This window comes from Streptomyces uncialis (assembly GCF_001905345.1).
Taxonomy (GTDB): Bacteria; Actinomycetota; Actinomycetes; order Streptomycetales; family Streptomycetaceae; genus Streptomyces; species Streptomyces uncialis.
Window position 1 is genome coordinate 78,101 of record NZ_LFBV01000012.1, and the last position, 22,599, is coordinate 100,699.

General features: G+C 72.1%; 20 protein-coding genes. 7 read left to right on the forward strand and 13 right to left on the reverse strand.

What is annotated here, in order from left to right; all coding sequences use genetic code 11:
- Positions 1-43 precede the first annotated feature (43 nt).
- The 3 genes from tilS to dacB form a co-directional block, all read right to left on the reverse strand.
- On the reverse strand, positions 44-1,237 hold the full coding sequence (tilS, locus tag AB852_RS35565; protein ID WP_073795315.1) for a tRNA lysidine(34) synthetase TilS: 1,194 nt from the start codon (positions 1,235-1,237) through the stop codon (positions 44-46).
- A gap of 300 nt (positions 1,238-1,537) precedes the next feature.
- The gene (locus tag AB852_RS35570) at positions 1,538-2,662 is read right to left on the reverse strand and encodes a zinc-dependent metalloprotease (RefSeq protein ID WP_073795317.1); all 1,125 of its coding nucleotides are present in this window, start codon (positions 2,660-2,662) and stop codon (positions 1,538-1,540) included.
- Positions 2,663-3,551: 889 nt separating this feature from the next.
- Positions 3,552-5,105, reverse strand: coding sequence for a D-alanyl-D-alanine carboxypeptidase/D-alanyl-D-alanine endopeptidase (gene dacB / locus AB852_RS35575; RefSeq protein WP_425444209.1), 1,554 nt, complete (start codon positions 5,103-5,105; stop codon positions 3,552-3,554).
- A gap of 243 nt (positions 5,106-5,348) precedes the next feature.
- Here dacB and AB852_RS35580 point away from each other — a divergent pair, with 243 nt between their 5' ends.
- Together AB852_RS35580 and AB852_RS35585 are read left to right on the forward strand one after the other, a co-directional pair.
- A complete protein-coding gene (locus AB852_RS35580) occupies positions 5,349-5,840 on the forward strand; it encodes an inorganic diphosphatase (protein WP_073795593.1) in 492 nt (163 codons plus the stop codon).
- 288 nt (positions 5,841-6,128) lie between these two features.
- The gene (locus AB852_RS35585; RefSeq protein ID WP_178391206.1) at positions 6,129-7,805 is read left to right on the forward strand and encodes a threonine/serine exporter family protein; all 1,677 of its coding nucleotides are present in this window, start codon (positions 6,129-6,131) and stop codon (positions 7,803-7,805) included.
- Between the two features lie 927 nt (positions 7,806-8,732).
- Here AB852_RS35585 and AB852_RS35590 read toward each other — a convergent pair.
- Positions 8,733-9,419, reverse strand: coding sequence for a DedA family protein (locus tag AB852_RS35590; RefSeq protein WP_073795319.1), 687 nt, complete (start codon positions 9,417-9,419; stop codon positions 8,733-8,735).
- Positions 9,420-9,623: 204 nt separating this feature from the next.
- On the opposite strand from AB852_RS35590, the gene AB852_RS35595 reads away from it, so the two are divergent.
- On the forward strand, positions 9,624-9,995 hold the full coding sequence (locus AB852_RS35595; protein ID WP_073795322.1) for a YbjQ family protein: 372 nt from the start codon (positions 9,624-9,626) through the stop codon (positions 9,993-9,995).
- A gap of 124 nt (positions 9,996-10,119) precedes the next feature.
- Here AB852_RS35595 and AB852_RS35600 read toward each other — a convergent pair whose 3' ends face one another.
- Entirely contained in the window at positions 10,120-10,884 is a 765-nt protein-coding gene (locus AB852_RS35600) for a MerR family transcriptional regulator (protein WP_073795325.1), read from the reverse strand.
- A gap of 150 nt (positions 10,885-11,034) precedes the next feature.
- Between AB852_RS35600 and gad the strand changes: the two genes are divergently transcribed.
- On the forward strand, positions 11,035-12,447 hold the full coding sequence (gene gad, locus AB852_RS35605; protein WP_073795328.1) for a glutamate decarboxylase: 1,413 nt from the start codon (positions 11,035-11,037) through the stop codon (positions 12,445-12,447).
- 295 nt (positions 12,448-12,742) lie between these two features.
- Here gad and AB852_RS35610 read toward each other — a convergent pair whose 3' ends face one another.
- The 5 genes from AB852_RS35610 to AB852_RS35630 all read right to left on the reverse strand — a co-directional run bounded on the left by AB852_RS35610 (position 12,743) and on the right by AB852_RS35630 (position 18,016).
- Complete coding sequence (locus AB852_RS35610; RefSeq protein ID WP_107499455.1) at positions 12,743-13,492, reverse strand: ABC transporter permease; 750 nt, start codon at positions 13,490-13,492, stop codon at positions 12,743-12,745.
- Between the two features lie 200 nt (positions 13,493-13,692).
- Positions 13,693-14,625, reverse strand: a complete 933-nt coding sequence (locus AB852_RS35615; RefSeq protein WP_073795330.1) for an ATP-binding cassette domain-containing protein — start codon at positions 14,623-14,625, stop codon at positions 13,693-13,695.
- A 138-nt stretch (positions 14,626-14,763) separates the two neighbouring features.
- On the reverse strand, positions 14,764-15,405 hold the full coding sequence (locus AB852_RS35620; protein WP_073795599.1) for a PadR family transcriptional regulator: 642 nt from the start codon (positions 15,403-15,405) through the stop codon (positions 14,764-14,766).
- A 189-nt stretch (positions 15,406-15,594) separates the two neighbouring features.
- Entirely contained in the window at positions 15,595-17,061 is a 1,467-nt protein-coding gene (locus AB852_RS35625; protein WP_073795333.1) for an aldehyde dehydrogenase family protein, read from the reverse strand.
- 67 nt (positions 17,062-17,128) lie between these two features.
- Complete coding sequence (locus tag AB852_RS35630) at positions 17,129-18,016, reverse strand: helix-turn-helix domain-containing protein (RefSeq protein WP_073795335.1); 888 nt, start codon at positions 18,014-18,016, stop codon at positions 17,129-17,131.
- A gap of 272 nt (positions 18,017-18,288) precedes the next feature.
- On the opposite strand from AB852_RS35630, the gene AB852_RS35635 reads away from it, so the two are divergent.
- On the forward strand, positions 18,289-18,780 hold the full coding sequence (locus AB852_RS35635) for an ATP-binding protein (RefSeq protein ID WP_073795337.1): 492 nt from the start codon (positions 18,289-18,291) through the stop codon (positions 18,778-18,780).
- A 208-nt stretch (positions 18,781-18,988) separates the two neighbouring features.
- Here the strand turns inward: AB852_RS35635 and AB852_RS35640 are convergent, their stop codons facing one another.
- Positions 18,989-19,210, reverse strand: a complete 222-nt coding sequence (locus tag AB852_RS35640; RefSeq protein ID WP_073795602.1) for a DUF397 domain-containing protein — start codon at positions 19,208-19,210, stop codon at positions 18,989-18,991.
- A 697-nt stretch (positions 19,211-19,907) separates the two neighbouring features.
- The gene (locus tag AB852_RS35645) at positions 19,908-20,486 is read right to left on the reverse strand and encodes a hypothetical protein (RefSeq protein WP_107499448.1); all 579 of its coding nucleotides are present in this window, start codon (positions 20,484-20,486) and stop codon (positions 19,908-19,910) included.
- 172 nt (positions 20,487-20,658) lie between these two features.
- On the opposite strand from AB852_RS35645, the gene rpmG reads away from it, so the two are divergent.
- Together rpmG and AB852_RS35655 are read left to right on the forward strand one after the other, a co-directional pair.
- Positions 20,659-20,823 (forward strand): 50S ribosomal protein L33, encoded by a 165-nt coding sequence (rpmG, locus tag AB852_RS35650; RefSeq protein ID WP_073795342.1) that lies wholly within the window; start codon positions 20,659-20,661, stop codon positions 20,821-20,823.
- A 79-nt stretch (positions 20,824-20,902) separates the two neighbouring features.
- Positions 20,903-21,157: a type B 50S ribosomal protein L31 gene (locus AB852_RS35655; RefSeq protein WP_073795345.1), complete on the forward strand. Its 255-nt coding sequence runs from the start codon at positions 20,903-20,905 to the stop codon at positions 21,155-21,157.
- Between the two features lie 160 nt (positions 21,158-21,317).
- Here AB852_RS35655 and AB852_RS41450 read toward each other — a convergent pair whose 3' ends face one another.
- Positions 21,318-22,565, reverse strand: a complete 1,248-nt coding sequence (locus AB852_RS41450) for a DUF2786 domain-containing protein (protein ID WP_073795348.1) — start codon at positions 22,563-22,565, stop codon at positions 21,318-21,320.
- Positions 22,566-22,599 lie beyond the last annotated feature (34 nt).

Below are 22,599 nucleotides of genomic sequence, written 5' to 3' on the forward strand. Positions count from 1 at the left end.
GGTCGTCCGGGCCGGTTCCGGGCCGCCGTGCGCGGGGCCCGTCTCAGCTTTGCCGGATCACCAGTCTGCCACCCTGGCGCTGGGCGACGACCCGGCCGGGGAGATTGATGGCTCCCTGACCCCGCCATCCCGTGATCAACCGGTCGATCTCCTCGATGTGCCGGGCGAACAGCGAACCCGCGGGAGCGCCCGCGTCGATGGCCGCGCGGCGCAGCACCCGGCGCCGTACGGCCGGCGGGAGCGCGTACAGCTTGGCGCACTCCAGGAGCCCGGCCGGGTCGCGTACGGCGCTCTCCGCCTGGGCGGCCCAGGTGTCCAGCGCGTCGGCGTCGTCACGGGAGAGTTGGGCCGTCCGGGCGAGTGCTTCCACGACGCCCTTGCCGAGCGCCTTCTCCAGGGCGGGCAGGCCCTCGTGGCGCAGCCGGGACCTGGTGTAGGCGGGGTCGGCGTTGTGCGGGTCGTCCCAGACCGGGAGGTGCTGGACGAGGCACGCCTTGCGGGCGGTCTGCCGGTCGAGGTGGAGGAAGGGCCGCCGGTAGCGGCCACCGGCGCCCGAGACCGCGGCCATCCCGGACAGGGAGCGGATGCCCGAACCGCGCGCGAGGCCGAGGAGCACGGTCTCGGCCTGGTCGTCGCGGGTGTGGCCGAGCAGGACGGCGGTGGCGCCGTGGCGTTCGGCGGCGGCGTCCAGCGCGGCGTACCGGGCGTCACGGGCGGCGGCCTCGGGGCCCCCGCCGCGGCCGACGGTGACGCCGACGGCGTCCACGGGTCCGAGGCCGAGGCCGGTGAGCCGGGCCGCGACCTCCGCCGCGCGCTGGTCGGAGCCGGGCTGGAGACCGTGGTCGACGGTGACGGCCCCGGCGCGGATGCCGAGCTTGGGGGCTTCGAAGGCGAGCGCGGAGGCGAGCGCCATGGAGTCGGCGCCGCCGGAGCAGGCGACGAGTACGAGGGGGGCGAGCGGGTCGTCGTCCAGCAGGGACGCGCCGGGCGCGCGCCGGGCGCTCCGGGCCCCTGGTCGGGCGCCGGTGCCGGCACGGCTCATGGGGGCGCTCGTACGGTCCCGGGGGGTGGTGTCCGTACGGGGCGCGGGCGCGGTGGCCGCCTGGCTCCCGTTCAGGGGGGTGACGGGGGCGGGGCGGTCTTCGGCGGGGGCGCGCAGGTCGTGTTCGGTGAGGAGGTCGTGGAGTACGCGGCGAACCGCCAGGCGTATCGCCGCGACCGCTGGATGGGGACCCATGTCCGGTGCCCTTCGTGAAGTTCGGGGGGTGTGGCTCGGGGCTGTCGGTGATCCCTGGCGGTGGCCGCCGCCGGTGGCCCCGGTGGGGTCGCCGACGACTGACCGCGCGTCAGTGATCGTGCTCTCGATCGTCCGCCGGGCGACCGGGGCGGGCCGCTGTCGCACCGCCTGTGGTCACTCAGAGTGTGTCGATGGTGACAGAGCCGAGCCGTTCCCCGAGCATCGCACGCCTGTCAGGGGCTCACGGTCCCTCGGACGGGTGATTGCGGGGGCGTTCTTCTGCCCTCGGCTGCCCCGGGCTCACGACTCTGCCTTACGGTGCACCCGCGCGACCCAGTCCGCCGGTTTGCCGATCTCCGCCTTCGTCGGGAGGGTGTTGGGCGAGGTCCATACCCGGTTGAATCCATCCATACCGACCTCGTTGACGACCGCGCGGACGAAGCGTTCGCCGTCGCGGTACTGGCGCATTTTGGCGTCCAGCCCGAGGAGCTTGCGCAGTGCCTGGTCGAGGCGGGACGCGCCCTGCGCGCGCCGCTGCTGGAACTTCTCGCGGATCTCCGCGACCGACGGCACCACGGCCGGGCCCACCCCGTCCATGACGTGGTCGGCGTGCCCTTCGAGCAGCGACATCACGGCGGTGAGACGGCCCAGGATCTCCCGCTGGGCGGGGGTCTGCACGAGTTCGACCAGGGAGCGGCCGCCGTCGTCGTCCTCGCCCTCCGGGCGCCCTCCGGCGAGCGACTGCGCGGCCTCGCGGATGCGTTCGAGGAACGTCATCGGGTCGACGTCGGTCTCCGCGAGGAACGTCTGGATCTCGCCCTCCAGATGGTCCCGCAGCCAGGGCACGGCGGTGAACTGGGTCCGGTGGGTCTCCTCGTGGAGGGTGACCCAGAGCCGGAAGTCATGCGGGTTCACATCCAGTTCCCGCTCGACGTGGACGATGTTCGGGGCCACCAGGAGGAGCCGCCCACCGCCGTTCGCGCCCGCCGGGAGGTCCCTGGTCGCCGGGGCGAACGTCTCGTACTGGCCGAGGACCCGTGAGGACAGGAACGACAGCAGCATGCCCAGTTCCACACCGGTGACCTTGCCGCCGACCGCGCCCAGGACCGCGCCGCCCGGGCCGCCGCTGCGGCGTTCCTGCATCTTCTCCAGCAGGGGCGCCAGGATCGCCCGGAAGCCCGCGACGTTGGCGCGGACCCAGCCGGGGCGGTCCACGACCAGCACCGGCGTGTCGTGGGTGTCCGGGCCGCCCATGCGGGTGTACGCGCGTACGTGTTCCTCGGACGCCTTGGCGTGCCTGCGCAGTTCCGCGACGATGGCCCGGGCCTCGTCGCGGCTCACCTCGGGGCCCGGCCTCACCAGTCGGGTCGCGGTCGCCACCGCGAGATTCCAGTCGACCATCTCCGCACCACCGATGCTCGTCATGGCGTCAACGGTACGGGACCGCTGCGTGGGGCGTCCGAGTCAGTACGGGTCGCCTTCGCTCGCGCCTCCGAGGTTCCCTGTGCTGGACGCACTTGTCCCGTGCCGTCGCTCGGTGGCTGCGCAGTTCCCCGCGCCCCTGGGGTTCCCCACCTGGACGCACCTGTCCCCGCGCGGGTACGTCCAGGGGTGCGCAGTTCCCCGCGCCCCTGAGGTGCTGCCCCTGTCCGTCGTTCTTCGGGTGCGGGCCGCCCTCGTTCTCGCGCAGTTCCCCGCGCCCCTGGGGTTCCCCACCTGGACGCACTTGTCCCCGCGCGGGTACGTCCGGGGGTGCGCAGTTCCCCGCGCCCCTGAGGTGCTGCCCCCTAACGGTCGCTCTCCGGGTGCGGGCCGCCCTCGTTCTCGCGCGGTTCCCCGCGCCCCTGAGGTGCTGCCCCCGTCCGTCGTTCTTCGGGTGCGGGTCTGCCCTCGTTCTTGCGCAGTTCCCCGCGCCCCTTTGGGGCGCCCACCTGAGGCTGCCGGTCAGCCTGCGGGCTGGCATCAGCCCGGCCGGGGTTCATACCCCCTCCTCTCGCAGGCGCCCGGCTGCGGGAGGGGGTGGGCGGGAATCTCTGCTCGCAGACTCCGATGCTCTTCAGTCGGGTACGGGTACGTCGTACCGAGCGTGTCGGATCGAGGACGGAGAATCCCGACCGGCACCGACCCGAAGAACAAGCCGGACGCGCCCCAAAGGGGCGCGGGGAACTGCGCAGGACGAGGACCGGGCCGCACCCGAAGAACGACGGACAGGGGCAGCACCCAGGGGCGCGGGGAACTGCGCACCCACGAGCGACGGCACAGGAACGGAGTGCGCCCAGCACAGGGGGAACCTCGGAGGCGCAAGCGAAGGCGGTCAGCAGCCGCAGGTCGTGAGACTCGTGGCCATCCGGTCCAGCCGGGACTGCGTCGCGGTGGGATCGGTCGCGGGCCCGTCCGTCATGAAGGTGAAGGCGAGCAGCCGGCCGTCACGGTCGACGACCGTGCCCGCCAGGGTGTGGACACCCGTGAGCGTGCCCGTCTTGGCCCGTACGAGCCCCGTACCGCCCGCGTCGGGCCCGGAGGAGTAACGATTTCTCAGGGTGCCGGTGAACCCGGCGACCGGCAGCCCCGTCAGCGCCGTACGCAGCTCGGGGCGTTCGGGCTGCGCGGCCCGCGCGAGCAGCGAGGTGAGCAGCTCGGGCGTCAGCCGGTTGCCGCGGTCGAGGCCGCTGCCGTCGGTGAAGCGGGTGCCGCCGAGGGGCATCCGGAGCTTGCCGAGCTGGGTCTTGACGGCCGCGCCGCCGCCACCGAAGCTCGCGGGCCGCCCGGAGACGAGCGCGGTCTGCCGGTTGAGCGCCTCGGCGATGTCGTTGTCGCTGCTGGTGAGCATCCGCTCGACCAGCGAGGACAGCGGCGGCGAGGCCACCTTCGCGAGCGGCAGCGCGTCCTTCGCGGCCCTCGCCGCCACCGGCGAGCCCTTGACCTTCACCCCGTGCCCGGCGAGCAGATCGGCGAACCGCGCGGCGGCGTCCTTCGCGGGGTCCTCGGCACGAGGCGCGGGGCCGCTGGAGGAGTCGTCCAGCCGCCCCTCGTCGACCATCAGGGCGCTCACGCGCGCGATGTTGTCGTTGCGGCCGATCGGGTGGACCGCGGGCCCGGAGTACAGGGAGGTGTCGTACGCGAGGGTCACCTCGCGCGCGCCGGACTTCGTGAGGGCGCGGGCCGTGCGCTCCGCGAGGGTCCGCAGGGAGGCGTTGCCGCCCGCGCGGGCCCGCGCGGTGAGGGTCGGGTCGCCGCCGCCGACGAGCACGACCCGGCCCGGCCCCTTGGAACCGGCCGGTTCATGGACGGTCCGGGTGGTGATCCGGTGGTCGGGGCCCGCGGCCGTCAGCGCCGCGACGGCCGTGGCGACCTTGATGGTGGACGCGGGCGTCAGCGCGTCACCGGCGCTCCTGCCCCACAGGAGCTTGCCGGTCGCCGCGTCCACGACGGCCGCGGCGGTCCGGGTCCCGTCGGGTGATCCGTCGAGCAGCGGGGCCAGTCGCTTGTCGAGCGCGGGGCCCTTCGGCAGCGGGGCCGTGCCGCCGGGCGCCCCCAGCGCGTCGAGCACGGACGGGGCGCTCGGGGCGGCCTTGGGCGCCTTCGCCCCCGTACCGCCCTCGGCGCCCGCGTGATGTGCGCCACCCTCGGTGCGCTGCGCGGCGGCCCGGTCGCGTTCGGCGCTGCGCTGGCCGGAGCCGTCCCAGGGGCCGGCCAGGGTCACGGAGGTGGCCGCGATCGCCAGTCCGGCCACGGTGGCACCGGTCGTGACCTGCCACGTCTTGACCTGCGAGGGCCGCTGGGTCCGGAGGTCGGCGAGCAGCGCCCGGAGGCGGCCGGCGAGCCGCCGTACGTGCGCTGACAGCTTCGTCTCCGGCAGCTCCGGCACGACCGACCAGCCCCTTTCGCGATCACACTGTGGCGTGAGGGACACTTAACCACTGCGTCTTGCCGCGGGATGGCACCCCGCTGGCCCCGACCACGATCCGGGCGGGGCCTGGGGGCCGTACGGCGGTAGCCGACCGGACCGAGCCGCGGGCGGCAGCCGTCTGCGACGAGCCGCCCCCCGGGAGGCCCCTCGCGGTGGACACAGCGTCACGACAATCATGTGCTGATCATGGAGGAGCCACCGGTGGAGTTCGACGTCACGATCGAGATTCCGAAGGGTTCGCGGAACAAGTACGAGGTCGATCACGAGACCGGTCGTATCCGGCTCGACCGTCGACTCTTCACGTCGACCAGCTACCCGGCCGACTACGGCTTCGTGGAGAACACCCTGGGTGAGGACGGCGACCCGCTGGACGCGCTCGTCATCCTGGACGAGCCGACCTTCCCCGGCTGTCTGATCCGCTGCCGCGCGATCGGCATGTTCCGGATGACGGACGAGGCCGGCGGCGACGACAAGCTTCTGTGCGTGCCCGCGTCGGACCCGCGCGTGGAGCACCTGCGGGACATCCACCACGTCTCGGAGTTCGACCGCCTGGAGATCCAGCACTTCTTCGAGGTCTACAAGGACCTGGAGCCCGGCAAGTCCGTCGAGGGCGCCAACTGGGTGGGCCGCACCGATGCCGAGGCCGAGATCGAGCGGTCCTACAAGCGTCTGAAGGAGCAGGGCGGCCACTGACGGCTGCTCCGCGTCCCGTCGCAGTGGCGGCGGGTACGCGGCATTACGCGGTGCCCGGAGCGGGCCGTGCGTCGTCCGGGGTTCCCGGTCCGCACGGCCCGCTCCGGTGTGCGCGCACACCGCGCGTGCGGACGGGATCTGTGCGTACGTAGGTGGTGTGCGGGGACGTAGGTGTCCGGATCACGGGTAGGGGGTCCGGGTACGACGGTCCGCGGCACGGTCCACGCGCGCGTGTGTGTGGTGAGGGTCAGGAGAGGTGGCACGACGGCACGTCCTGGAAGGGGTGCGGTGAGCGAGCGGAAGACCCCGGCGGGGGTGACGGACACGGCCGGTCCCGGTGACGGCAAGCCCGTGTCGGACGAGGCGCGCAGCGCCTTCAGTCAGCCGACGGGGGTGCATCCGCAGCCCGGGGCCGCCGAGGAGGACTCCCAGACGACGTCCGAGTTCGCGGTGCCCGAGGGGGTGCCCGAACCGTCCGCCGCCGAGCCCGAGGGGTCGGCGTTCTCCGCCCCGCGCACCTACAGCGCGCGCAGCGCTCCGCCCGCGTTCACCCCGGCGGCCGGGACGCCCCTGGTCCGGCTGACGCAGGAGGCGCCCTGGCAGGACCGGATGCGGACCATGCTGCGGATGTCGGTGACCGAGCGCCCGGCGCCGGAGCACGCGCAGCGCCACGAGGACGAGGTGGGGCCCGCGGTACCGCGGGTGCTCGACCTGACGCTGCGGATCGGGGAGCTGCTGCTCGCGGGCGGTGAGGGCGCCGAGGACGTGGAGGCGGCGATGTTCGCCGTGTGCCGCTCGTACGGGCTCGACCGCTGCGAGCCGACCGTGACGTTCACCCTGCTGTCGATCTCCCATCAGCCGTCCCTGGTCGAGGACCCGGTGACGGCCTCCCGGACGGTACGCCGCCGGGGCACCGACTACACCCGGCTGGCGGCCGTCTTCCGGCTCGTCCACGACATCAGCGACCCGCAGACCGATGTCTCCCTGGAGGAGGCGTACCGGCGGCTCGCGGAGATACGCCGCAACCGGCATCCGTACCCCGGATGGGTCCTGACCGCCGCCAACGGCGTGCTCGCGGGTTCCGCCTCCGTGCTGGTGGGCGGTGACGTGATCGTGTTCGTGGCGGCGGCGGTCGGCGCGATGCTGGGCGACCGGCTGGCGTGGCTGTGCGCGGGGCGGGGGCTGCCGGAGTTCTACCAGTTCATCGTGGCCGCGATGCCGCCGGCGGCGATCGGGGTGGCGCTCACGCTGGCCCACGCGGACGTACGGGCGTCCGCGGTGATCACCGGCGGACTGTTCGCGCTGCTGCCCGGACGGGCGCTGGTCGCCGGGGTCCAGGACGGGCTCACCGGCTTCTACATCACCGCCTCCGCCCGGCTCCTGGAGGTCATGTACTTCTTCGTGGGCATCGTCATCGGGGTCCTGCTGATCCTGTACTTCGGGGTGCGGCTGGACGCCAAGCTCAATCCGGACGCCGCGCTGCTGGTGATCGAGCGGCCCCTGTGGCAGATCGCGGCGTCCATGATGCTGACGCTCGCGTTCGCCGTGCTGTTGCAGCAGGAACGTTCCACCGTGCTGGCGGTGACCCTCAACGGCGGGGTCGCCTGGGTCGTGTACGGGGCGATGCACTACGTCGGCGGGCTGTCGCCCGTCGCGTCCACCGCTGTCGCGGCGGGGCTGGTGGGGCTGTTCGGCCAGTTGATGTCCCGCTACCGGTACGCGTCCGCGCTGCCGTACGTGACGGCGGCGATCGGGCCGTTGCTGCCCGGTTCGGCGACGTACTTCGGGCTGCTGGGGTTCGCCCAGAACGAGCTGGACGCGGGGCTGGTGTCGCTCACGAAGGCCGCGGCGCTGGCGATGGCGATCGCGATCGGGGTGAACCTCGGGTCGGAGATCTCCCGGTTGTTCCTGCGGGTTCCGGGGGCGGGGGGGCGGCGGGCGGCGAAGCGGACGCGCGGCTTCTAGGGAGCCTTACGCGACGCGGGTTCCCCCCGGTGGGCGTCGTACCCCGCCCCCTCGGGTGCCGGGTGCGCACCGTCCCTGGGTTTCCTGTGCTGGACGCACTCGTCCCTGCACAGGTCGCTCGTGGGGTGCGCAGTTCCCCGCGCCCCTGGGTCCGTCCGGCTGGACGCGCTTGTTCCCGCGCCGTCGCTCATCGGGTGCGCAGTTCCCCGCGCCCCTGAGGCCGCGCCCTTCCGGTTCCCGTTCGGCTGCGGATGGTCCTTGGTTGCTCGCGCAGTTCCCCGCGCCCCTGAGGTGCTGCCCCATTGCGGTCGCTCTTGGGGTGCGGGTCGGCCCTCGTCCTTGCGCAGTTCCCCGCGCCCCTGGGTCTGTCCGGCTGGACGCGCTTGTTCCTGCGCCGTCGCTCATCGGGTGCGCAGTTCCCCGCGCCCCTGGGTTTCCTGTGCTGGGCGTACTTGTTCCCGCACAGGTCGCTCGGTGGTTTTGCGCAGTTCCCCGCGCCCCTGAGGTGCTGCCCCATTGCGGTCGCTCTTCGGGTGCGGGTCGGCCCTCGTTCTTGCGCAGTTCCCCGCGCCCCTTTGGGGGCGCCACCTGGGGCTGTTCTCCGTCTGCGGGGACGGGGTTGGACCATCCTCCTCGCGGACTCGCGCTGCTGCGGGAGGGGGTGGGCGGGAATCTCTGCTCGCAGACTCCGATGCTCTTCAGTAGGACCACTGGACGTGTTACCGAGCGTGTCGGATCGAGGACGGAGAATCCCGACCGGCACCGACCCGAAGAACCGACCGGACGCGCCCCAAAGGGGCGCGGGGAACTGCGCAAAACCCACGAACGACCTGTGCGGGAACAAGTACGCCCAGCACAAGGAACCCAGGGGCACGAGAACAAGTACGCCCAGCACAGGGGGAACCTCGAAGGCGCAAGCGAAGGCGGTCAGCGTTTGGCGTGGCGGCCTCGGGTCTGGGGCTCGTCCGGGTCCGGGGCCCCCGCGACCGCCCTCTTGGACTGGCCCCGCGCGCGGGCGAACTCGATGACGATCGGGACGATCGACAGCAGCACGATCCCGATCAGCATCGCCTCGATGTTGTCGCGGACGAGCGCGTGCCGCCCGAGCCACGCGCCCAGCAGGGTGACCCCGGCGCCCCACAGGATGCCGCCGATGATGTTGAACGTGATGAACGAGCGGTACCGCATCCCGCTGACGCCCGCGATGATCGGCGTGAACGTGCGGACGATGGGCACGAACCGCGCCAGGACCAGCGACTTCGGCCCGTGCTTCTCGAAGAAGTCGTGCGCCTTGAGCACGTTCTCCTGTTTGAAGAAGCGGGAGTCGGGGCGGTTGAAGAGCGCGGGGCCCACCTTCTTGCCGAACAGATATCCCGCCTGGTCGCCCAGGATCGCCGCGACGCAGATCAGCACGCACACCAGCCACAGGTCCATGGTGAGCTGCCCGGTGGTCACGAGCAGGCCCGTGGTGAACAGCAGGGAGTCACCCGGCAGGAAGAACCCGATGAGCAGGCCCGACTCGGCGAAGACGATGATCAGCAGGCCGTAGACACCGAACTCGTTGAGCAGATGGTTCGGGTCCAGCCAGCTCGGTCCGAGCGCAAGCGTCGTCACGGTTTCCGGACTCCTGAGGGTGAGGGAAGACGGCGGGGCGGGGATGATCCGGGCCGTGGCGCGACTCCACCTCGCGGTCGGGCGCGCCACAGCTATCAACGCGGGTCAGGTGTATCTGGTTCCGCCGACCCCCTCAGGTTGTACCGTACGGCGACGAGTCCGAAGCATGGGGTGACGACAGAAAGTGTCACAAAGGAGGCAATAGTGGGCATCGAAGACTACGGCGGCGGTATGAACCCCGAGTCGGACGTCCTGGTGGTGACGACGAACGACGTGCCCGGTTACCGGGTGGAACGGGTGATCGGCGAGGTCTTCGGGCTCACCGTCCGCTCCCGCCATCTGGGCAGCCAGATCGGCGCGGGGCTGAAGTCGATGATCGGCGGCGAGCTGAAGGGCCTGACCAAGACACTGGTCGAGACCCGCAACCAGGCGATGGACCGGCTGATCGAGCAGGCCCGCGCGCGGGGCGGCAACGCGGTCCTGATGTTCCGTTTCGATGTGACCGAGGCGTCGGACGTCGGTACCGAGGTCTGTGCGTACGGGACCGCCTGTGTGATCGTCCCGCAGCAGCAGTAGCGGTACGTACGGGTACGTACCGCGGTAAGGGGCGTCGGCCATGGCCGACGCCCCTTACCCATCCCGACCCACCGGACCCGTCCACCGGGGCCGTCCCCCGGCCCACCGGACCGCACCGCACCGCCTAACCGCGGCCCCCGCGTTCCGCGTTCGCCCGCATCGCGTCCCGCATATAGACCGCGAGACCCGGCTCGATCGCCTCGTACGTCGCGGTGAACCGTTCATCGGCCACGTACATCTCGCCGAGCGCGGCGTGCATGGCGGGGTCGCAGGTGTAGTACCGGTCCGAGATGAACCGGCGGTGCTCCTCGGCGACGTCCGCCGCGGCCCCGGAGTCGGCGGCCGTCCCCGCGACGAGCAGATCGGCCATACGCCGGTGGATCGCGTCGAAGCGGACGGTGGCGTCCTTCCAGTCGTCCTTGGTCCAGGCGGTGGTGCGGCGCCTGGACTGCCGATAGGCGTCGGTGGTGCCCCAGCGTTCCTCGGCCTCCCGCGCGTGGGCGTCCGGGTCGAAGTCGCCGAACACCTCGAACTTCTCCTCGGGTGTCAGTCGGATGCCCATCCGGTGTGCCTCCATGGCGGTCTCCACGGCTGCGGCCATCCGCCGCAGCCTCTCGATTCGGCCGGTCAGCAGCCCGTGCTGACGCCGCAGGTGTGCGCGGGGGTCCGCGCGCGGGTCGTCGAGGAGGACGGCGACCTCCTCCAGCGGGAAGCCCAGTTCCCGGTAGAAGAGGATCTGCTGGAGCCGGTCCAGATCGGCGTCGTCGTAGCGGCGGTGCCCGGCGTGGCTGCGCCCGCCGGGCGTGAGCAGCCCGATCCCGTCGTAGTGGTGCAGTGTGCGCACCGTGACCCCGGTGATCCGGGCGACCTGTCCCACGGAATAGCTCATGCCCCGCGCCTTTCTCCTCGTGCGGTCACCAGCGTGCTTCCTCACGTCGCGTGAGGTGCAAGCCGGTCCTACGGTGGTCTGTGGGCCTCGCGGCGCGGCCCCCGCGGGTGCCCGTCGCCCGCGGCTCCCCCACAGCCGCCGGAGGCATCCGTGTCCCTGCACCGAGGCACCCAGCGGCCCGGGGCCCGGCCGATGGCCGTGAACCCGTTCTACGGCGAGGCCGACCCCCTGGGGGACATGGTCGACGCCCCGCCCAAGCACCGGCTGCCGGACGGGCCGCTGCCGCCCACCACCGCGTATCAGCTCGTCCACGACGAACTGATGCTCGACGGCAACGCGCGGCTGAACCTCGCGACCTTCGTCACCACCTGGATGGAGCCGCAGGCCGGGGTGCTGATGGCGGAGTGCCGCGACAAGAACATGATCGACAAGGACGAGTACCCCCGGACCGCCGAGCTGGAGCGGCGGTGTGTGTCGATGCTGGCCCATCTGTGGAACGCGCCGGACCCGGACACCACCGTCGGCTGCTCCACCACCGGGTCCAGCGAGGCGTGCATGCTCGCCGGGATGGCCCTGAAGCGGCGCTGGGCGCTGCGCAACGCCGACCGCTACCCGTCGCGGACGACCCGGCCGAATCTGGTGATGGGCGTCAATGTGCAGGTGTGCTGGGACAAGTTCTGCAACTTCTGGGAGGTCGAGGCGCGTCAGGTGCCGATGGAGGGCGACCGCTTCCACCTCGACCCCGCGGCGGCGGCGGAACTGTGCGACGAGAACACCATCGGCGTGGTCGCGATCCTCGGTTCCACCTTCGACGGGTCCTACGAGCCGGTGGCCGAGCTGTGCGCGGCCCTGGACGACCTCCAGGAACGCACCGGACTGGACGTGCCCGTGCATGTGGACGGCGCGTCCGGCGCGATGATCGCGCCGTTCCTGGACCCGGACCTGGTCTGGGACTTCCGGCTGCCACGGGTGTCGTCCGTCAACACCTCCGGCCACAAGTACGGGCTGGTGTACCCGGGGGTGGGCTGGGCACTGTGGCGGTCGGCGGCGGAACTGCCGGAGGACCTGGTGTTCCGGGTGAACTACCTGGGCGGTGACATGCCGACGTTCGCGCTGAACTTCTCCCGGCCGGGCGCGCAGGTCGCCGCGCAGTACTACACGTTCCTGCGGCTGGGCCGTGAGGGGTTCCGCGCGGTGCAGCAGTCGACCCGGAACGTGGCCCGGGAACTGGCGGAACGCATGGAGTCGCTGGGCGACTTCCGGCTGCTGACCAGGGGCGACGAGCTGCCGGTGTTCGCGGTGACCACCGCGGACGACGTGAGCGCGTTCGACGTCTTCGATGTGTCACGGCGGCTGCGGGAGCGGGGCTGGCTGGTGCCCGCGTACACGTTCCCGGCGAACCGGGAGGATCTCGCGGTGCTGCGGGTGGTCTGCCGCAACGGGTTCTCGGAGGATCTGGCGGCACTGTTCATGGAGGATCTGGAACGGCTGCTTCCGGAACTGCGGGCGCAGAGCGGGCCGTTGGTGACGGACCGGAACGCCGCGACCGGCTTCCACCACTGAGCGGCGGTCCGCCCGGAGCCCCGCATCCCGGGGCCCTGGACGGCCGCTGGCGGCCCCCGGGGCCCGGTTCGACCCCCGGGGGCCGGGGCGACGGGTGAGGGCCGTCAGACGGCCGCCCGGCCCGCCCGCGGCCCGCGAACCCCGCCGCCCCGCCACCTCAGCCCACCCGGGGTCGGCGCCCCGCGCTGTCACCGCCGGCCCGCCCGTCGGCCAGGGCCCCGCCCAGTCGACCTTCAGCCCGCCCGCGGCCAGGTCCCCGTTCCGTCACCCGCCCGGCGGCCGGACGCCCGTACCGTCACTTGCTGAGCGCGCCGAACTTCCGTACGGCCAGCGGGAAGAACACCGCGAGGAGCAGCAGCGGCCAGAGCACCGCGAGGAGACCGGCGTGCTCCGCCGCCCAGGACGTGGCCGTGGCGCCGCCCTCGCTGCCGAACAGGTCGCGCACCGCCGTCGCCGTCGCGGACATGGGGTTCCATTCCACGACCGGACCGAGCCAGGACGGCATGGCCTCGGGAACGGCGAACGCGTTCGACAGGAAGCCCAGCGGCCACACCAGGATCTGCACGGTCTGCACCATCTCCGGACGGCCCGCGACCATGGCGAGGTGGATGCCCACCCACAGCATCGCGAAGCGCAGCAGGAGCAGCAGTCCGACCGCGCCCACGACACCCAAGAACGAGCCGTGCACCCGCCAGCCGACGGCGAGACCGACCCCGGCCATGACGGCCAGCGCCGCCGCCGACTGGAGCATGTCCGCCGCGGAACGGCCGACCAGGACGGCTCCGTCGACCATCGGCATCGAGCGGAACCGGTCGATCACCCCCTTGTTGAGGTCCTGGGTGACCGCGACCATGGTGGACTCCAGCCCGAACGCCATGGCCAGTACCAGCATCCCGGGGACCAGGAAGTCGATGTAGTCGCCGCGCACCCCCCGGCCGCCGCCGATCAGGTACCCGAACATCAGCAGCAGCATCACCGGGAAGACGAGCCCCACGATCAGCTGCACCGGCTCCCGCGCCCAGTGCGCCAGCTCGCGGCGGGTCATGGTCCAGCAGTCGGCCAGCGCCCAGGTCAGCCGGCCGCCGGGCGGGGTCCGCCGCGGGGCGGTACCGCCGCCGGGCGCCCCTGCTCGGGCCGTGCCGTACGCGCGCGTGGCGTCGCTTTCCGTCGGAGCCTGCTCCAGTGCGATGGGTCCTCCCGTGCTGCTCGTGGTGCCCGTACCGTCGGTGCCGCTGCCCGTGGTGCTCATACGGCCGCTCCCTCGGTGAGTCGCAGGAAGACCTCGTCCAGCGTGGGGCGGCGGACGGCGATGTCCTCCGCCTCGATGCCCGACTCCTCCAGCGCGCGCACGACGCCCGTGAGCGCGGCCATCCGGTCGGTGACCGGGGCGCTGACCAGCCGCCGGTCCGGGTCGGCCACCGCTCCGCCGGGCAGCATCCTTGCCACGGAGGCCAGTTGGTCCGGCCGCCGGACGACCACGTCGAGGCGGTCGCCGCCGGTCAGTGCCTTCAGTTCGTCGGCGGTGCCGTCCGCGATGACGCGCCCCTGGTCCACCACGGAGACCCGGTGCGCGAGCTGGTCGGCCTCCTCCAGGTACTGCGTGGTGAGCAGCACGGTGGTGCCGCCGCCGACCAGTGAGCGGACCGAGGACCACACCTCCGCGCGGCCGCGCGGGTCGAGCCCGGTCGTGGGCTCGTCCAGGAACAGCACCTCCGGTTCGGTGATCAGGCTCGCGGCGAGGTCGAGCCTGCGCCGCATGCCGCCGCTGTACCGCTTCACCGGCTTGGGGCCGGTGTCCGCCAGGCCGAACCGCTCCAGCAGTTCGTCGGCGCGGGCGCCCGCGCCACGGGCGCCCAGATGGTGGAGCCGCCCGAACATCTCCAGGTTCTGCCGTCCGCCCAGTTCCTCGTCCAGCGCCGCGTGCTGGCCCAGCAGACCGATCCGCCGGCGCACCCCGTCCGCGTCGGCGCGTACGTCGTGCCCGGCCACCGTCGCCCGGCCCCCGTCGTGGCGCAGCAGGGTCGCGAGGACGCGCACCAGGGTGGTCTTGCCCGCGCCGTTGGGTCCCAGGACGGCGTGGACGGTGCCCCGGGCGACCCTCAGGTCCAGCCCGTCCAGGGCCCGCTTGGCGCCGAAACTCTTGTGCACCGCCTCGACCACGATCGCCGTTTCGGCCATCGCCCCTCCCTCACATTAATCAAACTTGACTAGCAGCTCGCACAAGGTAATGCCCCAGGGTTCACTAGTCAAACTTGATCAGAAGAAGTTCTCCGCCGACCGCCGCACCGACCCCCGCCACGCACCCTCAAGCACCGGTCAGTGCTTGTCCCCGGGATGGGTCTCGCCGGTGGCGTACGGATTGACCTGGCCCTCGGTCAGGACGCCGACGAACGGCTCCCCCTCGCCCGCGAAGACATACGCGCCGCCCTCGATCCGCGCGATCAGCCCACGGGTCCACGCCGCGTCCGAGTCGGCCGAGTGGACCCAGAAGTTCATGATCTCGCCGATGTGGTCGGTCTCGCCGGGCCCCGGCCCGGGTGTGTAGTACTCCAGGACCGTGGTCCGCCACTCCTCCATGGCCCGCACCCGCCGCTTGAGGAGGTCCACGACCTCGTCGCGGGGCAGGTCGACGATGAAGCCGATGGCCGCCGAGAGGACGTCCGACTTCTGGTCGTACGTGGTCAGGGCCCCCCTCAGCAGGGTGAGGAACTCCTCCTCGCCCCGCCCGGTCAGCTCGTACTCCACCCGGGGCGGGCCGCCGGCCGTGGAGGGCGCCACCTCGTGCGCGCGCAGGACGCCCTGCTTCGCCATCTGCTTCAGGGCGTGGTAGATCGAACCCGGCTTGGCGTTGGACCACTCATGGGCGCCCCAGTACTCCAGGTCGTTGCGCACCTGGTAGCCGTGGGCGCGCACATGCTGGCGCACCGCCCCCAGAACGAGCAGCCGGATCGCCGACATCCCCACACCCTTCACCTGCACACTGGTCAATTTTGACCAGAGTAGCCCCGCAGCGCCCTGCGCGGTCCCGGACGGTCCCGCCGTCACAGGCCCGCCGCACTCCGCGGAGCGGCGTCCCACCGGGGAACCGGGTGCCGGGCGGAACCAGGTGCCGGAACCGGGTACCGGACCAGGGGCCGGAAGGGGAACTCACAAGGAGAACGGGGGGCGGGCGTGCTGGACCGAGATCCACTTCCAGGTGGTGAACGCCTCGACGGTGGCCTCACCGTTGAGACGGCCGAGACCTGACTGCTTCTCCCCGCCGAAGGCCACCATCGGGTCGTCGTGGATCGTGCTGTCGTTGACGTGGAACATCCCGGTCTCGACGCGACGCGCGAAGCTCACCCCGCGCTCGGTGTCGGCCGTGTGCACGGCACCGCCGAGCCCGTACGGGGTGTCGTTGGCGATCCGGACGGCCTCGTCCTCGCCGTCGAACGGGAGGAGCAGCGCGACCGGGCCGAAGATCTCCTGGCGCAGCAGCGGGGAATCGTCGGGCAGCCCGGTGAGGACGGTCGGCTCCACGAGATTGCCGATCGTCCGGCCGTGCAGGAGGGCCGTGGCCCCCTCCGTGAGGGCCTGGTCGACGAGGTTGGTCAGGGCCTCGGCCTGGAAGTCGTTGATCACCGGGCCGATATGGGTCTCCGGGTCACGGGGGTCACCGGTGCGCAGCGCCCGTACCCGCGCGACGAAGCGTTCGGTGAACTCGCGCTCCAGGGAGCGGTCCACGAGAATGCGGTTCGCGGCCATGCAGACCTGGCCCTGGTACACGTACCGGCTGTACACGGCCGCGCCGACGGCGTAGTCCAGCCCGGCCTCGTCCAGGTCGTCCAGCACCACCAGGGCGCTGTTGCCGCTGAGTTCGAGGACGCAGCGCTTGAGGCGGGCCGCGCTGACGGCGGCGACATGACGGCCGACGCGGTCCGATCCGGCGAACGAGACGACCTTGGGGACGGGGTGCTCGATGAGCGCGTCACCGATCTCCGCGATGTCGGTCACGAGGACGTTGAGCAGCCCGGCGGGCAGGCCCGCCTCCTCGAAGATCCGGGCGATCAGTCCGCCGCCCACCACGGGGGTGTTCTGGTTGGGCTTGATGACGACCGCGTTGCCCAGGGCGAGCGCCGGGGCGACCGACTTGAGGGTGATCAGGAAGGGGAAGTTGAACGGGCTGATGACGGCGACGACGCCCACCGGGACCCGGTACAGGCGGTTCTCCCGGCTCCGCTCGGCCGCCGGCAGGATCTGGCCCGCGGGGCGCAACGCCAGATGCATCGACTCGCGCAGGAACTCCTTGGCCATGTGCACCTCGGCGACGGCCTTCGCGCGGGTGCCGCCGAGCTCGTCGATGAGAGCCTCGACTATCTCGTCCTCAAGACCCTCGGTGATGCTCAGGGCCCGCTCCAGGACGCCGCGCCGCTCGTAGGGGCTCACGTCCGCCCAGCTCTTCTGCGCCCGCTCCGCCGCCCGGTAGGCGTCGTCGACCTCCGCGCGCGTGGCAACGGTCAGGGCGGCCAGCTTCTCGCCGTTGTACGGGTTGAAGTCGATGATGTCCCACGAGCCGCTGCCGGTCCGCCATTCGCCATCGATGTACTGGTGGGCCAGGTCAGTGAAGAAGGACATACGATCCCCAACCGCAGAAGGCATGCGCAGGCGGCGGTGCCTGATGAGACGTCATCGTACTTGTGTGTTACGACAATTGGAGCAGACCACGGAGCAGGTCACGGGTCTCGGAGGGACCGGGGCTGTCCGTCCTGAGTTCTTCCATGACCTTTGCGTACTGTGCGACCTCGTCCCGCTTGTCCACGTAGAGCGCGCTCGTGAGCTGCTCCAGGAACACGACGTCCGAGAGGTCCGACTCGGGGAAGCTGAGCATCGTGAAGCTGCCGCTCTCGCCCGCGTGCCCGCCGAAGCTGAACGGCATCACCTGGAGGGTGACATTCGGCCGTTCCGACATCTCGATGAGGTGCTGGAGCTGGCCGCGCATCACCTCGCGGTCGCCGTAGGGTCTGCGCAACGCGGCCTCGTCCAGCACCACATGGAAGTGCGGGGCGCGCTCCGACACCAGGACCTTCTGCCGCTCCAGACGCAGCGCGACCCGCCGTTCGACGTCGGCACGGCTCGCACCGCCCCGGGAGACGACCGCGTGCGCGTACGCCTCGGTCTGGAGCAGTCCGTGGACGAACTGCACCTCGTAGACCCGGATCAGCGACGCGGCGCCCTCCAGCCCGACGTACGTCTGGAACCAGCCGGGCAGCACATCCGTGTAACTGTGCCACCAACCGGCGACGTTGGCCTCCTTGGCGAGCGAGAGGAGCGGTCCGCGCTCCGCGTCGGCGCTCACGCCGTAGAGGGTCAGCAGGTCCTCGACATCCCGAGCCTTGAAGCTCACCCGTCCCAACTCCATGCGGCTGATCTTCGATTCGGAGGCTCGGATCGAGTAGCCGGCCCGCTCCCGGGTGATGCCGCGCGACTCCCGCAGTCGCCTGAGTTGCGAGCCCAGCAGGATGCGTCGCACCACTGAACCTCCCCCGGCGGCCTCGGTCTGGGGATCCCCCCATGACTCGCCTGCGGTCACTTCGTCAGCCTCCCCAACGTCTTCAGGTGGCGAAGTCTGCCACTAAAACCTTCCAGCCCGTACTCATACGGTTACAGAAATGGGAAAGGCAGTGAGAGGCCCGGACAAGAAGTCCACGGAAGAAATCATCGAGAAGCAGTATGGTCCAGTCCATTTCCGGCGCGTGCACGTGCATCTGCCCTTGCATCTGCTGTGCGCATTGGGAACCATGGTCGACGCACCACCGCAGTATCCGGAGTACCGCCAGGGCCGCGAACACGGGAGTGCCTCGCATGGGGACGAACGGATCGACCATGCTGGAGCCGTTAAGGCAGGGGCTTCCCCCCATCGACCCCACGGCGGTCTCCAGCGCCGCGTCCTGCGCCTTGTCGGCGCGCTACGAGGCGGTGGGCGAGGCGAGACGCTTCACCCAGGACACCCTCACGGAGTGGCGGGCCGACGAGCGCTTCGACGACATCTGTCTCGTGGTGTCGGAACTCGTCACCAACGCGCTGCGCCACGCGCTGCCGCAGGACACCCCGGACGGGGAGACCTCAGGGGTCCGGCTGCATCTGATGCGCTGGACCCGGCGCCTGGTGTGCGCGGTACGGGACCCCAGCGACGAGTCCCCCGTCGCCCGGGACGCGGAGGAGGCCGCCGAGGACTTCGCCGCCGAGTCGGGGCGCGGACTGTTCCTGGTGGACTCGTTCAGCGACAGCTGGGGCTGGCACCCGCTGTCGGGCGCACCGGCGGGCAAGGTCGTATGGGCCCTGTTCCGGATCTGACGGCTCCCGCGCGCGGGAGCGCGGACCTGTGCGCCGCTCCACGCGCCGCCCTGTACGCGAACCGCCGCGCGGCCCCGCGCCACCGGGCACGAACGCGTACGGCACCCGCCCCGGCCCGGACGGCCGGTCCGGCGGGATGTTCCCCTGTGCACACGGACGGACGGCCACCCCGAAGGCGCCGTCCAGGTCGTACCGCTGCCGGGCAGCGTCAGGGGCCGGTCACCAGGTGGTCGAACTCGCCGTCCTTGATGCCCAGCAGCATCGCCTCGATCTCCGCGCGCGTGTAGACCAGCGCGGGACCTTCGGGGAAGCGGGAGTTGCGTACCGCCACCTCACCGTCGGGCAGCCGGGCGAACTCCACACAGGAGCCCTGCGAGTTGCTGTGCCTGCTCTTCTGCCAGGCCACATCTCGCAGCTTTGCGGCGGCCATGCCGTTGTACACGTCATGCACAGGTCGCTCCCGGTGGTGCAGTGGCTGATGTGGCGTTTGCTGCAACGGTCAACTGAGCCGGATCATAGCTCTGTTTCACATGCAAGTGCATGGGCGGATGCACGTGCACGGGGGGTGGCCCCGTGATTACAGCTCCTGGTCCCGGCTCGGTCCACCGCCCGGTGGAGCGACTTCCCGCGCGCCCACCCGACATGTGCGGGCCACCCGCTGTCCATGATCGCGGAGCCGCGGCCCGTAGCCGTAGGCGGGATCGCGTCAACCCGCCCCCAGGAGAAGACGCGTGCCGGGCCCCTCGTGTTCAGCGGGAGGCCACCGTGGCCTCCCGCTCCTGTTCGGCGCGCGCCAGACCGGGGCACCGCGCGCGTCCGCGCGATCCGGGGCCACCGCCGAGCGGAAACGGCTGGAACCCTTCCCCGCGTCACCCGCCACCGCCGGACCCGCCCTGGTCACCGCGCCGGGCCGTGGACATCCGGCCCGGCCACCGCGGCGAGTTCCGCCCCCGGCGCGAACCGGGCGGCCGTCGCCACCCCCGGCGGAACCGGCCGCCCCGCCCCGGACCGCCCGCGGTGTCCGGCGCGAGCCTTGCCGTCCCCACCTCCGTCGGCTATGTCCCGCCGCCCCGGACGGCCGACTTGGACGACCGGCTTGGACGACCGGCTACGACCGGCTTGGACGGTTACCGGGCTCCGCCCGACGGGCCCCCGGTCGGCAGGCCCCCGGTCGGCAGGCCGCCCGGCAGCTGTCCGTTCTCGGTCCTGCGGTACGTCTCGGGGTCGGGGCGGCCCTTCCAGTCGACGGTGAGGCTGTCGTCGGCGACGGACGTGACCGTGCCGTCGACCCGGTCGGACGCGCCGCTGGTGCAGGTGAGGGTGATCGTCCGGTCGCCGTCGCGTTCGCCGGTGGAACCGCCGCACACCGTGCCGCCGCTCGCGAAGAGCCCCGCCTCACGGCCCGTGACGACCAGGGCGACGGCCTTGCCCCCGGTGGTCGCCAGCCAGCCGCCCTCCAGCGCGTCGGCGCGACGGAGGCTTCCGTCCGTCCCCGCCGCGGCCCCGGCCACCCCCGGCGCCGTCGCGGAAGCGCCGTCCGGCCCGGACGGCCGACCGCCACCGCCCGCGCCCGGCCCCTCACCGTCGGCACCACGGTCGGCACCGGCGCAGGCGCTCAGGGTGAGCAGGAGTGCCGTGACGGCGAGCCCCACGGCCGTCCGACGCCGCGGCGCGGACCCCTGATCCGTCGAGGGCGATGGCTTCACGGGGTCCCCCAAATGCCGGGCGGAGCGGCGGTTCCGGCGTGGGCCGGAGGTCCGCAGCAAGTTACCAGGAGAGGGGCGCGCGCCCCTTGGCGAAAGCCCCGCGCGCGTGAGGCCCCGTATCCGCATGGAACGGACACTTAAAAACGGGATTCATTTTCAGTACACTGCCGTCATGGCACGCAACGAACTCCGACCGATCATCAAGCTGAGGTCGACCGCGGGCACCGGGTACACGTACGTGACCCGCAAGAACCGCCGGAACGACCCGGACCGCGTGACGCTGCGGAAGTACGACCCCGTCGCCGCCCGGCACGTCGCGTTCCGCGAGGAGCGCTGACCCCGTCGGCCGCAGCCGCGCCGGCACCGGTGACGACGACCGTCACCGGACCCTCCCAGGAAGGACACAGGTAGACGCCATGAAGCACACCATCCACCCCTCGTACGGACCGGTCGTCTTCCGGGACCGGGCCGCGAACCACGCCTTCCTCACCCGTTCGACCGCCACGAGCGACAAGACGGTCGTCTGGGAGGACGGCGTCACCTATCCGGTGGTGGACGTCGAGATCTCCGACGCCAGCCACCCGTTCCACACCGGCACCGCGCGCGTGCTCGACACGGCCGGCCGACTGGAGCGCTTCGAGCGCCGATACGGACGCCGCGAGGCCCGCTGACCGGCGGACCCCACCGGCTCCGGCCCCCGGGGAACACGCCCCCCGGGGGCCGGTACCCCACAACGTCACGCACCCGCGCGCGGGAGGTCTCAACGGCCTCCCGCGCGCGGGTGCGTGCGTCACGTCACGTCACGTCACATGCCGTGACGTACGGGCACACTCAGTCGTCGCCGTCCGTCAGCCGTCCCGGACCGTGTCCGGCCCGGTCGCCGCGTCCACGGCCGCGCAGCGACACCGAGTCGCCCGCGCGGGTGCCCTCGTCCCAGCCCGCCGCGTCGGTGACACCGCGCAGCCGGGTGGACGTCGTCCGGGGGAACATGCTGTCCACGTGGCCCGCGACCGCCACCTCCCGGGCGGCGAGCACCGGCAGTGACTCCGGCACCGTGGACGTGACCTCGCGCGCGGTCGCGGTGAGCCGGTCGCCCACCCGGTGGGCGTACGCGGCGAGGAAGGACTGGCGGAACGTCTTGGTGCGCTTGCGTCCGGCGGCGCGCTGCGCGGCCTCCGCGCGGGTCATCGCCGTGGTGCCCTGGACCAGCAGCGAGGTGTAGAGCAGTTCGACCGCGTCCAGGTCGGACGCGAAGCCGACCACCGTGGAGAAGCCCAGGTCGCCGTTCCAGACGGCACGGCAGTGGTTCGCCGTGGCGACGGTGTCCAGCAGGACCGCCTTGGCCGTCTCGTAGGGGGCGTCCACCCCGATCCGGCACGCCCCCGGCACGTCCTTGGCGTGGGTACGGGCCGCCAGCAGGGCCTCGTCCACACTGTGCCGCGCCATGAGTTCCTGTGCCTTCGCGCTGAGCGCCTCGGCCTCCTCGGGGAACGTCGTCGCCTCCGCCTTGGCCAGCAGGGCCCTGATCCGCGCCAGGGTCCTCGGCTCACCGGCGAAGGGCATGGTCAGGGGTTCACCGGGCAGGGGTCCGACCGGTTCGACGGCGGGCAGCCGCAGCAGCAGCCGGTACAGCTCAAGGACGGCCGTCGCCCAGGAGAAGCGGTCGGGGTGGTCGCGGGGCGCGCGCGGCAGCGGATCACCCGGGGCGGAGGCGGCGGGCCGGGCGCCGAGCGCGCGCAGTTGTCCGTCCCAGCGCGGCGGCAGCGGATCATGGCGCGGGGTCTCCCGGCCGATGAGCAGGATCGTCAACCGCTCCTGGGCGTCGGTCAGTTCACGGCGGACCATGCGGACGACATCGGCGGGCTGCCAGCCGCGCCGCCAGGCCGTGGTCAGCAGGTCCTCGCCCCGGCGGCCCAGCTCGGTGTCGGCGTCCGGGTCGGCCGCGAGCAGCGAGGCGCCGGTGTCGAGACCGGTGTCGTCGTCGCTGTAGAGGGCGGCGGCGAAGGCGCGGTCGACCGTGTCCTCACCGGCGTCCCGGCCGTGGCCTCCGTCGGCCGTCCGGCCGTGCCCCGCTGTCATCGACATACCTCCCTACGGCGGTCGCGCCCGGTGG